Raw genomic sequence first — 14,575 nt, forward strand, 5'->3', positions numbered from 1 at the left:
AGGCCGAAAGCTGGCCTGCCGGAAGGCGATGGAAAGAATGTCGTGATCGGAACAGGCCAGGCCGTTTCCGGGAGTGCTGCTCGCAATGCTGCTGGAATCTGACCGCGCATCGAGCCGCGGAGTGCTTTCAGGACGCAGGGAACTGGAAAGCGCTGTGGGCGATTTCCAGAGCGGGGAACTCTGGAGCAGAGGGGCCAACGGAGGTGGCTGCCGGCTGCGGTCTGCGCTGGAAAAGCTCTGTGCGCTGCGAAAACGCCGCGGAAGCTTGCAGGCAAACGGCCTGATCGCCTTGGCTGAAAATTAGCATGCGTCGTCCGTGCCCCGGTCAGGCTCGCGCAGGGTGAGGGCCAGCCGCTGCCTCGCGCCGCACACGAGGGGAACGTCCAGCACCTCGCCCAGCCAGTGGGCCAGCTGCTCGGGCCTGATGCTGCGGCCGCTCGCATCGATGGCCGCCTCCAGCTCCAGCTCCACCGGGCCGTCCTGCGGACGGTCGCCAGGGCACGCCGGCCGCTGACGCAGGCGGCGAAGGGCCGGGCGGCACTCGCGGCTGCGGGGACGGCCCTTCTTGTCGCGGTCATGCCAGGGGAGGGAGTCGGCCGCCAGCAGCGAGGCGATCGCCTGGGGCCAGCTCTCGACGCAGGGCACGAGTGCTCCCGGCGCCGGGCGCAGCTCCAGGCGCCAGTGGGCCGCCTCCAGTTCCTGGGAGAGGCTGGGGCCGAAGCTGGGAACGGCCGCCACCGAAAGCAGCTGAAATTCAGCCGGCACCTGCTCCTGCAGCCGGTGCCGAGCCTCGGCGGGATCCAGCACCTCGGTGAACTCCAGATCCATCCATTCCCCGAGACCCTCCACCCCCAGGGGCAGGGGCAGCGCCAGCTGCAGCCGTGGCAGGGGGTGGAAACCGCCGGTGAAGCTCACCGGCAGCCCCGAGCGGCGCAGCGCCCGCTCCAGCAGGCGCAGGGTGTCCAAGTGGCTGATCAAGGCCAGGGAGCCGGTTTTGGCGAAGCCGAGGCGCAGCCGCTGCACCCGCTCACTGCCGGGGGGCCTCTGGGGCAGCTGGGCCGGCACCACAGGGGCGGGGATCACCACGTTGTGGCCCAGCTCGGGGCCGCAGACGCCACAGCTGCTGCATCCGTCGAAGGAGCAGTCGGGCACCACCGTCGCCACCAGGGCCCGCTGCAGATCCTCGGCCAGCCAGAGCTTGTCGACCCCGGAATCAACGTGATCCCAGGGCAGGCTCTGGCGGCAGAAACCGGCGAGATCGTCGGCGCTGAGGGCTTCAGCCGCACTCCAGGCGCCCATCTCCAGGGCCCGGTACCGGCCCCCCAGCCCGGCCGCCTCGATCGCCCCGGTCCAGGCGGTGTAGGTGCGGTCGGCCGACTCGAACCAGGCATCGAGGCCCGCACCGGCGCGCCAGGCGGCCTCGATCACCGGCGCCAGGCGGCGGTCGCCCCGGCCCACGAAGTCCTCCACGGCGGAGAGGCGCACGTCGGTGAAGTTCGTCTTGATGCCGCGCAGCTGGCGCAGGGCCTGCCGCAGCAGCCCCTGGCGCCGTCGCAACTCCTCGGTGGACACGCTGTGCCACTGGAACGGCGTGTGGGGCTTGGGGGTGAAGTTGCTGATGGTGAGATTCAGCTCCAGCCGCCCCAGATCGCGGCACTGCTCCTGCAGCCGGCGGCAGGTGTCGGCGATGCCCAGCACATCGGCATCGGTTTCTCCGGGCAGGCCCACCATGAAGTAGAGCTTCACCTTGCGGTAGCCGCTCTCCATCGCCGTGCGGATGCCGCGCAGCAGGTCGGCATCGGTGAGGCCCTTGTTCACGATGTCGCGCAGCCGCTGGGTGCCGGCCTCCGGCGCGAAGGTGAGCCCGGCCCTGCGGGTGCCGCCGAGGATGTGGGCGATGTCCGCATCGAAGCGGTCCACCCGCTGGCTCGGCAGGGTGAGGCTCACGTTCCGGTCGGCGAGGCGGTTGCGCAGCTCCACGCCCACCGCCGGCAGGGCCAGGTAGTCGGAGCAGCTCAGGGAGAGGAGGGAGAAATCGGCATAGCCGGTGCGGCGCATCCCCTCCTCCACCGCCTCGATCACCGCCTCCGGCTCCACGTCCCGGGCCGGACGGGTGAGCATGCCGGGCTGGCAGAAGCGGCAGCCGCGGGTGCAGCCCCGCCGGATCTCCACCGTGAGCCGGTCGTGCACCGTCTCGATATGGGGCACCAGCCCCATGGCGTAGTGGGGCATGGGCGTGGCGGTGCGGCGCTGGATGCGGCGCGGCAGGCCTGGCTCCAGCGGCTCGATCGTGACCCCATCGGCACCCGGGCCATAGAGGGCGGGCACGTAGACCCCCGGCACCTGGGCCAGATCCCGCAGGGTGTCGCGGCGGCTGAGGCCGGCGGCCTTGGCCTCGGCCACCACCAGGCCGATTTCGGGCAGCAGCTCCTCGCCATCGCCCAGGGCGATGAAGTCGAAGAAGGCCGCGAAGGGCTCGGGGTTGCTGGTGGCGGTGGGGCCGCCGGCGAAGATCAGCGGCGGCGCCTCGGGGTGGGCCAGCGGCAGATCACCGCGCCGGTCGGCCCGCAGGGACAACCGGGCCAGATCCAGCATCTCCAGGATGTTGGTGCCGCCGAGCTCGTAGCTGAGGCTGAAGCCGAGGATGTCGAAGGCCGCCAGCGGACGCCGGCTCTCCACGGCGAACAGAGGCAGCGCGCGCTCCCGCAGCCGGGCGGCCAGATCGGGGGCCGGCAGGTAGGCGCGGTCGCAGAGCTGGCCGGGCAGGGCGTTGAGGATCGAATAGAGGAGGACGTGGCCGAGATTGCTGGCCCCCACCTCGTAGACCTCGGGGTAGGTGAGGGCCCAGCGCACGGCGGCGGCCTGCCAGTCGCGCGGCTCCACGCCCAGCTCATTGCCGAGGTAGCGGGCGGGCTTGCTGATCGTGAGGTCGATCAGGGCCCCGAAGTCGATGGGGGCAGCGGGGGTGGGGGCAGCGGCGCTGACCGCGGGGGAAGCAGCGAGGGTCACGGCGGGGCGGCAGGCCTGCGTTGATGGTATGCAGCCCCTGCCGTAGCAGGATGCCGCCAGAGATTCGATCAGCAACCCTGTGGTGCAGGTCAACGGCAACTACCTCAAGCTCAAGGCGGGCTATCTGTTCCCCGAGATCGCCCGGCGGGTGAAGGCCTTCAGCGAGGCCAACCCCGAAGCCCAGATCATCCGGCTGGGCATCGGCGATGTGACCGAGCCCCTGCCGGAGGCGTGCCGCACCGCCATGAAGGCGGCCATCGATGCGATGGGCACCCGCGAGGGCTTCCACGGCTATGGCCCCGAGCAGGGCTATCTGTGGCTGCGCGAGGCGATCGCGAAGCACGACTTCCAGGCCCGCGGCTGCCAGATCACCGCCGAGGAGATCTTCGTGTCGGATGGATCGAAGTGCGACAGCGCCAACATCCTCGACATCCTGGGGGAGGGCAACCGCATCGCCGTGACCGATCCGGTGTACCCGGTGTATGTGGACAGCAACGTGATGGCGGGCCGCACCGGCGACGCCGATGGGGCCGGCCGCTACGGCGGCCTCACCTACCTGCCGATCACGGCCGGGAACGGCTTCACCGCCCAGATCCCCACCAACAAGGTGGATCTGATCTATCTCTGCTTCCCCAACAACCCCACCGGCGCGGTGGCCACCAGGGAGCAGCTGCAGGCCTGGGTGGACTACGCCCGCGCCAACGATGCCCTGATCCTGTTCGATGCCGCCTACGAGGCCTTCATCCAGGATCCGAGCCTGCCCCACTCGATCTACGAGATCGAGGGGGCCCGGGAGTGCGCGATCGAGTTCCGCTCCTTCTCCAAGAACGCCGGTTTCACCGGCACCCGCTGCGCCCTCACCGTGGTGCCCCGCGGCCTGATGGGCACGGCGGCGGACGGCCAGCAGGTGGAGTTGTGGACCCTGTGGAACCGCCGGCAGAGCACCAAGTTCAACGGCGTGAGCTACATCGTGCAGCGGGGCGCCGAAGCGGTGTATTCCCCGGAAGGCCAGGCCCAGGTGCAGGGGCTGATCCGCTTCTACATGGAGAATGCCGCGATCATCCGCCGCGAGCTGGGCGCCGCCGGTCTCCAGGTGTACGGCGGCGAGCAGGCCCCCTACGTGTGGGTGAAGACCCCCGAGGGGGTGGATTCCTGGGGGTTCTTCGATCTGCTGCTGGGCCAGGCCCATGTGGTGGGCACCCCCGGCAGCGGCTTCGGCGCCGCCGGGGAGGGCTACTTCCGCCTTTCGGCCTTCAACAGCCGCGGGAACGTCGAGGAGGCGATGCGGCGCATCCGGGCGCTCTGAGGGGCCCCGCTCCCTCCGCTCCAGCGCAGCCGCGCCCACCCGTCCCCCACCCATCGCACGCTTCTTGAATCACGCCTTAAATAAGGAAGTCGTCATGACAGCTGCCGCCATGACCACAGTGCCCCAGGCCACCCAGACCCCCAGCCGTGAGAGCGGTGCGGCGGTGATGGAGAAGGCACCCGAACGGGTGCGCAAACCCTCGCCCCGCTACAAGGTGCTGCTCCACAACGACCCCGTGAACTCGATGGAGTACGTGGTCACCACCCTGCGCCAGGTGGTGCCGTCCCTGAGTGAACAGGATGCGATCGCGGTGATGCTGGAAGCCCACAACACCGGCGTGGGCCTGGTGATCGTGTGCGATCTGGAGCCGGCGGAGTTCTACTGCGAAACCCTCAAGGCCAAGGGCCTCACCAGCAGCCTCGAACCCGAGACCTGATGGGGCAGCTCGCGCCGGCAGACAGCGCCGGCACACCGCGCTGGTGGAGCACGCTCCTGTATGTCCCTCTCCTCTACCTGGCGGGGGTTCTGCTCTCCCGCCCGCTGGGATGGCTGATGCCGGCATGGCGGCCTGACCAGGTGGACCTGGCGGGGGCGGTGATCGCCTTCGCCCTTCTCCTGGCCACCCTGCCGGTCCGCCTGCGCAGGGTGTGGGGGGTGGACCGTCCCTGGCGGCGTCTGGGCCTGGCGGTGCCGCCGGCCCGCGCCGTCCGCACCGCTCTGGTGGGTCTGGTGCGTGCCTTCGGCCTGCTGGCGTTCGTGAGCGCCGGGCTGCTGCTCAGCCGGCAGGCCCACTGGCCCGGCCAGCTGCCGGACCCCGGACGCTGGGCCAACGCCCTGCTGCTCGGCGGCGGGGTGGGCCTGGCCGAGGAGATCCTGTTCCGCGGCTGGCTGTGGGGGGAGCTGGAGCTGCTGGTCAGCCGGCGGCGGGCCCTGATCGGGCAGGCCGGTGTGTTCGCCCTGGTGCACCCCTGGTCACGGGAGCCGGGACTGCTGGCCCTCAGCCTCCTGGGCGGCCTCATGCTGCTGGGGATCGGCCTGGCCCGGGAAAGGGGGGAGGGAGGCGGCTCCCTGTGGGGATGCGCCGGGCTGCACGGGGGCCTGGTGGGGGGCTGGTTTCTGCTGCAGAGCGGCCTGCTGGAGGTGTCGCCCAGCGCGGCGGGCTGGTGGGCGGGCCCGGGCGGAGCGGCGATCAATCCGCTGGGAGGACTGCTCGGCTGGATCGGTCTGGCCATCCTGTTGATGAGCCGCCGGCGCAAAGACCCATGAGCGCTCCTGACCCTCTGGCTGCGCTACCACCTCGCGATGGCTGAGCTCAGCGAAGCCTGGGTGGGTGGAGCGCGTTCGCTCTCGGAATCAAGCCCCTCGCGGCGCGCACCCAGGGCCCACAGACTGGGTTGCATTGCTCCGCTCAGATTCTCAGCTTGGGTTGAGAGCTTGGATTCTCAGCCTGAAGAGGAAAAGCCCAGAACAGCACGCTCAGGTGCTCTCCCGGGCGTCTGCGCGTCGCCTGCAGGCGCCTGGGGTGCCCCATCGGTTCACCCAGCCGATCTGATGGCGGCTGAGCGAAGCGGGAGCCTCGGGTCCTGGCCTCAGGACCTGGCCGTGGCCAGGGCGCGGCGGCCCTCCACCGGCGCCCGCAGCGCCTCCTCCAGGGGGGCCAGACCGTAGTCGCGTTCCAGCAGATCCATCACCGTGCGGCCGAAGTCAGCGGGATTGCGGTCAAAGGCCTCCAGGCAGATCCTGCCGAAGGTGCTTCCCATCGGCTCGGGGTTCCAGAGCGTCTTGCGCGCCGCCCAGGGCATCATGCTCATCGGGTTGTAGCCCGGCTTGATCATGCCCTGCTCGAAGCCGTACTGCTCCAGATGGGTGTGGGGTTGCAGGCCGATGAAGAAGATGGCCGGTTCCACCTTGTCGGCACCGAAGATCGCCTCGAGAGCGCGGTGGTAGGCCACGGTCTGGCGGATGGTTTCGGGCCGCTCGTCGATCACGTTGAAGGAGTAGTTCACCGACACCTGGTCCTGGAAGCCGGCCCGGGCCAGCAGGCGGCAGTTCTCCAGCACCGTGCGCAGGTTGTACCCCATGCGCATCTTGCGCACGAGCTCCTGGCTGCCGGAGGTGATGCCGATCTCGAAGTAGCTCATGCCGGTGGCCACCATCAGTTCCGCCAGCTCGGCGTCGAGGTTGTCGGCCCGGATGTAGGCCGCCCAGCGGATGTCGGTCCAGCCCTCGGCCTGGATCGCCCGCAGCAGCGCCTTGGCATCCTCGATGTAGCGGCGGGCCGGGATGAACTGGGCATCGGTGAACCAGAAGCCCCGCACGCCCCGGGCGTAGAGCTGCCGCATCTCGGCGATCACCTCCTCCACGGGATTCACCCGCACGGCCTTGCCCTCCACCACGGTGTAGACGCAGTAGCAGCAGTTGTGGGGGCAGCCGCGTTTGGTCTGCACGCCCACGTAGAAATCGCCGCCGTCGAGGTACCAGGCGAGCTGGGGCCAGATCGAGGCGATGTAGTCGTAGTTGCAGGCGGTTTTCTCCATGCCGCCGGGCTGTTCGTGGATCAGCCCCGGGCGGGGCGCCTCACCGGCCAGGAAACAGCGTTCGGCCGCGATCGATTCGCCGCGGATCAGCTTCTCGAGCAGCGGTTCGCCCTCCCCCACCGACACCACCGTGCCGCGGGGCAGCCTGCGGCCGAGCTGCTCGTAGAACACGCTCACGGCGCCGCCACCGATCACGGCCCGGGCCTCGGGATGGTGGCGCCGGGCCCGGCGCACCCCCTGGCGCACCAGCCGCAGATTGCGCCAGAGCTCCCCGTAGAAGGAGCGCATCAGGCCCAGGCCTCCCAGGGCTCCCCTCAGCCGCTTGAGCGGATTGCGGGCATAGAACACCTCGAAGGAATGCTGCAGGGGGTTGCCGCTGCGCCCGTCCACCGGGGCATAGATCTGGATGTCGCGCCAGGAGAACACCAGCAGGGTGGGCTGGAACGCCTCCACCTCCCGGGCCAGGCAGAGCTCCACATCGAGAAGGGGCACAGCCGCCAGATCGAGGATGCGCTGGGGCATCCCGGGGAACTGCTTGTGCAGGTGATCGGCCAGGTAGATGGGGCCGATGGGAAAGATGGGATTGCAGGGAAGCCGGACGAGCAGCACCCTGGGGTCGGTGGGGGATGCCACGGCCGTGTGGTTCGTGATGCCTGTGACGGGACCCTAACCATCCAGCGGGAGCCGCTGGGCTGCGGCCTCCACCGCGGTCCGCAGGGTCGCCGGCAGCCAGGGGATCCAGCGCGGATGCACGCAGAGCCGCGGGCGCAGCTCCCAGCCGGCGGAACCCAGCAACTCCGCCAGGGCGGCGGGGCCGGGCTGGGGGTAGGCGGGATTGATCACGTCCTCCGTGTCCAGACCGCCGAGATCGTCGATTCCTGCGGCGATGGCGTCGAGCAGCAGGTCCCGGGGCCAGAGGTTCGGCGGCAGCTGCAGGTGCACCTCGGCCGGGAGGATCTGCCTGGCTTCGGCGATCAGTTCGAGCAGGGGGGCGGCTTCAGCAGCCCCCAGGGGCGCCGCTGCCTCACCATCCGGACGGAACGGCTGCAGGATCACCTCCTGGAGATGGCCCCAGGTGGCGTGCAACAGCGCCAGCAGCTCGAGGGCTTCGTGCCGGTCGGCGCGGGTTTCCCCCACCCCCAGCAGCAGCCCGGTGGTGAAGGGGATCCCCAGCCGGCCGGCCTGCTCCAGCTGCTGCAGGCGCACCTCCAACACCTTGCTGGGGGCCTGGCGGTGCAGGGCCGCATAGGCCGGCCCCAGCCCCTCCAGCATGAGACCCATGGAGGGATTCAGCCGGCCCAGCTGCGCCATCTCCCGGAGGCCCAGGGGGCCGGCATTCGTGTGCGGCAGCCGCCCGCCCCGCAGGGCCAGACGGCTGAGGCGCATCAGGCCGGCGAACCACGACGGGCGCTGTGGGGAATGCGGGGCCACCTCACCGCTGAGGAGCAGCACCTCCGCCGCCTGCGGCCGGCGGGCCAGCTGCTCGGATGCCGCGGCATCGTCGAGCAGGGGCATCGGGCTGGGAGTGGGGCCGGTGGCAACGGGCAAGGGTTCCCGGAAGCTGCAATAGGCGCAGCGGTTGAAGCAGGCGCGGGTGGGCACCAGCGTGACGCTCGGACTCCAGGTGATGACACGGCCTCGGGACTTCATGGGCATCGCCGCTCTGCAGGCCAGGCCGCCCGCCGGGCCAGGGCCTTCCCCCGGAAACCCTTCACCACCTGCAACCCCTCTTCACAAACCCCGCAATGTTGTGTTACATTCATTGGTGACGGGATTCCGTCCGCGGCCGCCGACCTAGCCCCAGAGCCCTCGCGGGATCTGTGCTTCACCGGCAGTGCCGCCCTACTTACCCGCTCTTCGGAGCACCATTCTCCTGTTCTCATGACCACCACTCTCCAGCAGCGCTCCGGCGCCAACAGCTGGCAGCAGTTCTGCGAGTGGGTCACCTCCACCAACAACCGCCTCTACGTGGGCTGGTTCGGTGTGCTGATGATCCCCACCCTGCTGGCTGCCACCATCTGCTACATCGTGGCGTTCATCGCTGCGCCCCCCGTCGACATCGACGGCATCCGTGAGCCCGTGGCCGGTTCGCTGATCTACGGCAACAACATCATCTCCGGTGCTGTTGTGCCCTCCAGCAACGCCATCGGCCTGCACTTCTACCCCATCTGGGAAGCCGCCAGCCTCGACGAGTGGCTGTACAACGGCGGTCCTTACCAGCTGGTGGTGTTCCACTTCCTCATCGGCATCTTCTGCTACATGGGTCGTGAGTGGGAACTCTCCTACCGCCTGGGCATGCGCCCCTGGATCTGCGTCGCCTACAGCGCCCCCGTGGCTGCTGCCAGCGCCGTGTTCCTGGTGTACCCCTTCGGTCAGGGCTCCTTCTCCGACGGCATGCCCCTCGGCATCAGCGGCACCTTCAACTTCATGCTGGTGTTCCAGGCTGAGCACAACATCCTGATGCACCCCTTCCACATGCTGGGTGTGGCCGGTGTGTTCGGTGGCTCCCTTTTCTCCGCCATGCACGGTTCGCTGGTGACCTCCTCCCTGGTGCGTGAGACCACCGAGAGCGAGAGCCAGAACTACGGCTACAAGTTCGGCCAAGAGGAAGAGACCTACAACATCGTGGCTGCCCACGGTTACTTCGGTCGCCTGATCTTCCAGTACGCCAGCTTCAACAACAGCCGCAGCCTGCACTTCTTCCTGGCTGCCTGGCCTGTGGTCGGCATCTGGTTCACCGCCCTGGGCGTGAGCACGATGGCCTTCAACCTGAACGGTTTCAACTTCAACCAGTCGATCCTCGACGGCCAGGGCCGTGTGGTGAACACCTGGGCCGATGTGCTGAACCGCGCCAACCTGGGTATGGAAGTGATGCACGAGCGCAACGCTCACAACTTCCCGCTCGACCTGGCGGCTGCCGAAGCCACCCCTGTGGCGCTGACCGCTCCGGCGATCGGCTGAGGCTGAAGCGATCGCCTCTGCTGGAGGCGATCACCCCAACGGAATCCCGCCGGCCCCCCTCCTCGAGGGGGGCTTTTTCATGTCATGGCCCGGTCATGGCCCGGCGGATGGCGTCCATGGGCGGCCCGGTCACACAGTCAGGTGGGGATCCCGGACAGGGACAGCCTTCCTCCCTAGGGTTCCGGGAACCAGCACTGCTCTGCGCCCAAGGCCGCATGTTCGCCTCGATCACCCTGTTCACGATCATGCTGGCTCTGGGGATGGGCCTGAAACTGGAGGCCCTTGGCCGGATCCGCCAGCGCCCTGGCCTGTTCCTGAGGGTGCTGCCCGCCTCCTGCCTCCTGGTGCCCCTCCTGGCTCTGGCAGTGCTGCATCTGCCTGTGGGCCAGGGGCTGGCACCCTCGGCCCGGATCGGCCTGGCCCTGATGGCGGTGTGTCCCAGCGCCCCCCTTACCCTGCGCAAGGCCGGCAAGAAGGGCGGCGACCGGGAACTGGCGGCGGTGCTCCAGGTGGGCGCGGCGATCTCCGCCATCGTGTCCGTGCCGCTGATGGCGGATGTGTACCGTGCCGCCTACAGCACCACCTCCTGGGACATCGGACCTGTGGAGGTGGCGCTGCAGGTGGGACGCACCCAGGTGTTGCCGCTCGTGCTGGGGATGGGCATTCAGGGCTGGAAGCCCGGGCTGGCCGATCGGATCGAATCTCCCCTCAACCGGGTGGCCAACGGCCTGCTCCTGCTGCTGATCGCCGCTGTGCTGTTCAAGGCGGGACCGAAGCTGCTGCCGTTCATGGCCGCCAATGCCATGGGCCTGGTGCTGATGGTGCTGATGGTGGGGCTCTGCCTTGGCCTTGGTTACGCCCTCGCCGGGCCCAACCGGCTCGAGCGCATCACCGTGGCCCTGGTGACCTCCATGCGCAATCCCGGCATGGCTCTGATGTTCGCCACCACCTACGCCCGGGATCTGCCCGGCGTGTCGGTGGCCGTGCTCACCTACGTGCTGGTGACCGTGCTGCTCTCGATCCCCTTCCTGCAGTCCCTCAACCGGCTGGAGGTGCTGAAGACGGGGGGCGACACCCTGACCGCCTGAGCGCAGCCAGCACCTCTGGGCGCCTCGGCGGCAGAGCCCAACCCCTACGCTCGCTGCAACGTGGAACAGCCATGGGCAGCAGCTTCGGCCAGCTCTTTCGCATCAGCACCTTCGGGGAATCCCATGGCGGCGGGGTAGGGGTGATCGTGGACGGCTGCCCCCCGCGCCTGGCGGTGGATCCGGAGCTGATCCAGCGGGATCTGGACCGGCGCAGACCCGGCCAGAGCCGGATCACCACACCACGCCAGGAGGAGGACCGCGTCGAGATCCTCAGCGGCCTGCTGGATGGCCAGACCCTGGGTACGCCGATCGCGATGCTGGTGCGCAACAAGGACCAGCGGCCCGGCGACTACAGGGAGATGGCCGTGGCATTCCGCCCCTCCCATGCCGATGCCACCTACCAGGCCAAGTACGGCATCCAGGCCCGCAGCGGCGGCGGACGGGCCTCGGCCCGCGAGACGATCGGGCGCGTGGCGGCCGGTGCCATCGCCAAGCAACTGCTGGCCAGAGCGAACGGCACGGAGGTTCTGGCCTGGGTGAAGCGCATCCACACGATCGAAGCGGACATCGATCCGGCGGGCGTGAGCCTGGAGGATGTGGAGGGCACCATCGTGCGTTGTCCGGATCCGGCGGCGGCCGAAGCCATGATCAGCCGCATCGAGGCCATCGGCCGGGAAGGGGATTCCTGCGGCGGCGTGATCGAATGCGTGGTGCGCAACCCGCCCGTGGGGCTGGGCATGCCCGTGTTCGACAAGCTGGAGGCCGATCTGGCCAAGGCGGTGATGTCACTGCCGGCCACGAAAGGATTCGAGATCGGCTCCGGCTTCGGCGGCACCCTGCTGAAGGGGAGCGAGCACAATGACGCCTTCCTGCCCAGCCGCGAAGGCCGGCTGCGCACCGCCACCAACAACTCCGGCGGCATCCAGGGGGGCATCAGCAATGGAGAGGCGATCGTGATCCGGGTGGCGTTCAAACCCACGGCCACCATCCGCAAGGAGCAGCAGACCATCGACGCCAGCGGTGCCGCCACCACCCTGGCGGCCAAGGGCCGCCACGATCCCTGCGTGCTGCCGCGGGCGGTGCCGATGGTGGAGGCCATGGTGGCGCTGGTGCTGGCCGATCACCTGCTGCGCCAGCAGGGTCAGTGCAGCCTCTGGTGAAGAGGAGAGCCCGGCGGCGCTGACGCCGGCGGGGAGGGAGGCAGCCGGCCGAGGAGCGAGCGGAGGCACTCCACCCCACCCGGACCGTCGAGACCGCCACCGAGCGCCACCGCTTCCACGCCGGCGTCCAGCCAGGGGAGCACGTCCGCCGGTCGCAGGCCGCCGGCGGCGATGCAGAAGGGAAGGTCGCCCAGGGGGGCACGCAGCTGGCGCCAGTAGTGCGGTCCGAGCGCGGACGCCGGAAACAGCTTCACGGCTGGACATCCCAGGGCCCTGGCCTGCTGCACCTCGGAAGGGGTGTAGACCCCGGGAACCAGGGCCAGACCGGAGCGGCGGGCCTCACACCAGAGCTCTGGGCTGAGCACGGGCGACATGGCAAAGCTGAGACCCGCCTCCTGCACCATCTGCAGGGCAGGGAGGCTGCAGACCGAGGCAGCCCCCAAGCGGAGTTGTGGGAAAACGTGCCGCAGCTCCAGGCACTGGGCAACCCAGCGGGGATGGTTCTGCCAGGCGATCTCCACGTGCCTGAGACCCAGCGCCGCCAGGGCTGTGAGGCGAGGCACCAGCTCCAGAGGCTGCTCAGCGCGCAGCACCACCAGCAGGGGCTGGTGGTGCAGGGCCTGGATCAGAGGTGGGAAGGGGTCGCTCAGGCCGCTGTCGCTCAGACGTACTCGGCCACCCGCACATCGCTGCCGATCAGCAGCTCCTGAAGCTCTTCGGCATCCACGGTCTCCTTCTCCACCAGGAGATCGGCGAGCTGATCGAGCACGGACCGGTTGTTGGTGAGCACCTCGGTGGCCCGGCGGTAGGCCTCCTCCACCAGCTGACTCACCTCCTCGTCGATGGTGGCTGCGGTGTCTTCGGAGAAATCGCGCTCGGCGGCGATGTCGCGGCCGAGGAACATGCCGCCCTGGCTGCGGCCCAGGGCCACGGGCCCGAGCTTTTCACTCATGCCGAAGCGGGTCACCATCTGACGGGCCACCCGGGCCACCTGCTGAAGGTCGTTGGAGGCACCGGTGGTGACCTCGTCATCGCCGTAGACGATTTCCTCAGCCACCCGGCCCCCGAGGGCCACGGCCATCTGGTTCTGCAGATAGGCGCGGGAATAGAGGCCCGACTCCATCCGCTCCTCACTGGGAGTGAAGAAGGTGAGGCCGCCGGCCTGGCCGCGTGGAATGATCGAGATCTTCTGCACCGGGTCGTAGTCGGGCATCAGGGCGCCCACCAGGGCATGGCCCGCCTCGTGGTAAGCCACCAGGCGCTTGCGACGCTCACTCATCACCCGGTCCTTCTTCTCCGGACCCGCCATCACCCGCTCGATGGCGTCGTTCACCTCATCCATCGACACCTCGGTGAGCTGGCGCCGTGCCGCCAGAATGGCCGCCTCGTTGAGCAGGTTGGCCAGATCGGCACCGGTGAAGCCCGGCGTCCGGCGGGCCACCTTGTCGAGGTCGACGTCCTTGGCCAGGGTCTTGCCGCGGGCGTGCACCTCGAGGATCTGCAGCCGGCCGCTGTAGTCGGGCCGGTCCACCACCACCTGGCGGTCGAAGCGGCCCGGACGCATCAGCGCGGCATCCAGCACATCCGGCCGGTTGGTGGCCGCCACGATGATGATGCCCGTGTTGCCCTCGAAGCCGTCCATTTCGGTGAGCAGCTGGTTCAGGGTCTGCTCCCGCTCGTCATTGCCGCCGCCCAGGCCGGCACCACGCTGGCGGCCCACCGCATCGATCTCATCGATGAACACGATGCAGGGAGCGTTCTTCTTGGCCTGCTCGAACAGGTCGCGCACCCGGCTGGCGCCGACACCGACGAACATCTCGACGAACTCCGATCCGGAGATCGAGAAGAAGGGCACACCGGCTTCCCCGGCCACGGCCTTGGCGAGCAGGGTCTTGCCGGTACCGGGAGGGCCCACCAGGAGCACACCCTTGGGGATCTTGGCGCCCACCGCCGTGAAGCGGTCGGGGTTCTTGAGGAAATCCACCACCTCGGTGAGCTCCAGCTTGGCGCCCTCGATGCCCGCCACATCCCCGAAGGTGACCTGGGTCTGGGGCTCCATCTGAACGCGGGCCTTGCTCTTGCCGAAGCTCATGGCCGGGTTGCCGCCGCCCCCCTGGGCGCGGCGCAGCAGGAAGAACAGGCCGCCCAGCAGGAGCAGGGGGAAGATCAGGCTGCCGGCCGCCTGCTGCCAGGCCGCCGGTTCACGGCTCGGCTGCACGGCGATGTCCACGTCGTGGTCGGTGAGCAGCTTGAGCAGGTCCTTGTCGGGAGCCAGGTTCACCATGGCGCGGCGCCCGTCGCTCTCCACCACCTGGGCCGTGCCGCGGTCCGGGGAGATCAGCACCCGCGACACCTCGTTGTCCTGCACGGCTTCGACGAAGTCGCTGTAGCGCAGGGTGCGGGGGGCGTTGGCCGGATTGGGGCGGTCGAGGAAGGCCGTGCCCACGGCGATCACCACAACCACCAGGAGCACATACAGCCCCGCGTTGCGCCAGCGTTTTTTCACGGCCTCGC

At 69.2% G+C, this 14,575-nt stretch carries 11 protein-coding genes; 6 read left to right on the plus strand and 5 right to left on the minus strand.

Annotated features, from left to right (window positions below):
- Positions 1-300: 300 nt before the first annotated feature.
- Positions 301-3,009, minus strand: coding sequence for a TIGR03960 family B12-binding radical SAM protein (locus CBM981_RS08805; protein WP_087068101.1), 2,709 nt, complete (start codon positions 3,007-3,009; stop codon positions 301-303).
- A 79-nt stretch (positions 3,010-3,088) separates the two neighbouring features.
- Here CBM981_RS08805 and CBM981_RS08810 point away from each other — a divergent pair, with 79 nt between their 5' ends.
- The 3 genes from CBM981_RS08810 to CBM981_RS08820 all read left to right on the plus strand — a co-directional run bounded on the left by CBM981_RS08810 (position 3,089) and on the right by CBM981_RS08820 (position 5,581).
- Complete coding sequence (locus tag CBM981_RS08810) at positions 3,089-4,315, plus strand: LL-diaminopimelate aminotransferase (RefSeq protein WP_087068102.1); 1,227 nt, start codon at positions 3,089-3,091, stop codon at positions 4,313-4,315.
- Positions 4,316-4,424: 109 nt separating this feature from the next.
- The gene (gene clpS / locus CBM981_RS08815) at positions 4,425-4,751 is read left to right on the plus strand and encodes an ATP-dependent Clp protease adapter ClpS (protein WP_225867319.1); all 327 of its coding nucleotides are present in this window, start codon (positions 4,425-4,427) and stop codon (positions 4,749-4,751) included.
- Positions 4,751-5,581, plus strand: coding sequence for a CPBP family intramembrane glutamic endopeptidase (locus CBM981_RS08820; RefSeq protein WP_087068103.1), 831 nt, complete (start codon positions 4,751-4,753; stop codon positions 5,579-5,581). The genes clpS and CBM981_RS08820 overlap by 1 nt, the downstream gene beginning before the upstream one ends.
- A 323-nt stretch (positions 5,582-5,904) precedes the next feature.
- Here the strand turns inward: CBM981_RS08820 and CBM981_RS08825 are convergent, their stop codons facing one another.
- Together CBM981_RS08825 and cofG are read right to left on the minus strand one after the other, a co-directional pair.
- A complete protein-coding gene (locus tag CBM981_RS08825; protein WP_087068104.1) occupies positions 5,905-7,485 on the minus strand; it encodes a photosystem II high light acclimation radical SAM protein in 1,581 nt (526 codons plus the stop codon).
- Between the two features lie 33 nt (positions 7,486-7,518).
- The gene (gene cofG, locus CBM981_RS08830; RefSeq protein ID WP_087068105.1) at positions 7,519-8,508 is read right to left on the minus strand and encodes a 7,8-didemethyl-8-hydroxy-5-deazariboflavin synthase subunit CofG; all 990 of its coding nucleotides are present in this window, start codon (positions 8,506-8,508) and stop codon (positions 7,519-7,521) included.
- Positions 8,509-8,733: 225 nt separating this feature from the next.
- Between cofG and psbA the strand changes: the two genes are divergently transcribed.
- From psbA to aroC, 3 genes are all read left to right on the plus strand, one after another.
- Complete coding sequence (gene psbA, locus CBM981_RS08835; protein WP_087068106.1) at positions 8,734-9,813, plus strand: photosystem II q(b) protein; 1,080 nt, start codon at positions 8,734-8,736, stop codon at positions 9,811-9,813.
- A gap of 215 nt (positions 9,814-10,028) precedes the next feature.
- Positions 10,029-10,901 (plus strand): bile acid:sodium symporter family protein, encoded by an 873-nt coding sequence (locus CBM981_RS08840; RefSeq protein WP_087068107.1) that lies wholly within the window; start codon positions 10,029-10,031, stop codon positions 10,899-10,901.
- A gap of 71 nt (positions 10,902-10,972) precedes the next feature.
- Entirely contained in the window at positions 10,973-12,061 is a 1,089-nt protein-coding gene (gene aroC, locus CBM981_RS08845) for a chorismate synthase (protein WP_087068108.1), read from the plus strand.
- Here aroC and CBM981_RS08850 read toward each other — a convergent pair.
- Both CBM981_RS08850 and ftsH3 read right to left on the minus strand, forming a co-directional pair.
- Complete coding sequence (locus CBM981_RS08850) at positions 12,043-12,726, minus strand: bifunctional 4-hydroxy-2-oxoglutarate aldolase/2-dehydro-3-deoxy-phosphogluconate aldolase (RefSeq protein ID WP_369801694.1); 684 nt, start codon at positions 12,724-12,726, stop codon at positions 12,043-12,045. The genes aroC and CBM981_RS08850 overlap by 19 nt on opposite strands.
- Positions 12,723-14,567 (minus strand): ATP-dependent zinc metalloprotease FtsH3, encoded by a 1,845-nt coding sequence (gene ftsH3 / locus CBM981_RS08855; protein WP_087068110.1) that lies wholly within the window; start codon positions 14,565-14,567, stop codon positions 12,723-12,725. Before ftsH3 ends, CBM981_RS08850 begins: the two co-directional genes overlap by 4 nt.
- Between the last annotated feature and the right edge of the window lie 8 nt (positions 14,568-14,575).

This window comes from Cyanobium sp. NIES-981 (assembly GCF_900088535.1).
GTDB lineage: Bacteria > Cyanobacteriota > Cyanobacteriia > PCC-6307 > Cyanobiaceae > NIES-981.

Bases quoted from the DNA above. Each gene is read 5' to 3' on its own strand.
- clpS (WP_225867319.1), top strand. From the start codon at position 4,425: ATGACCACAGTGCCCCAGGCCACCCAGACCCCCAGCCGTGAGAGCGGT.
- CBM981_RS08820 (WP_087068103.1), top strand. From the start codon at position 4,751: ATGGGGCAGCTCGCGCCGGCAGACAGCGCCGGCACACCGCGCTGGTGG.
- psbA (WP_087068106.1), top strand. From the start codon at position 8,734: ATGACCACCACTCTCCAGCAGCGCTCCGGCGCCAACAGCTGGCAGCAG.
- aroC (WP_087068108.1), top strand. From the start codon at position 10,973: ATGGGCAGCAGCTTCGGCCAGCTCTTTCGCATCAGCACCTTCGGGGAA.
- cofG (WP_087068105.1), bottom strand. From the start codon at position 8,508: ATGCCCATGAAGTCCCGAGGCCGTGTCATCACCTGGAGTCCGAGCGTC.
- CBM981_RS08840 (WP_087068107.1), top strand. From the start codon at position 10,029: ATGTTCGCCTCGATCACCCTGTTCACGATCATGCTGGCTCTGGGGATG.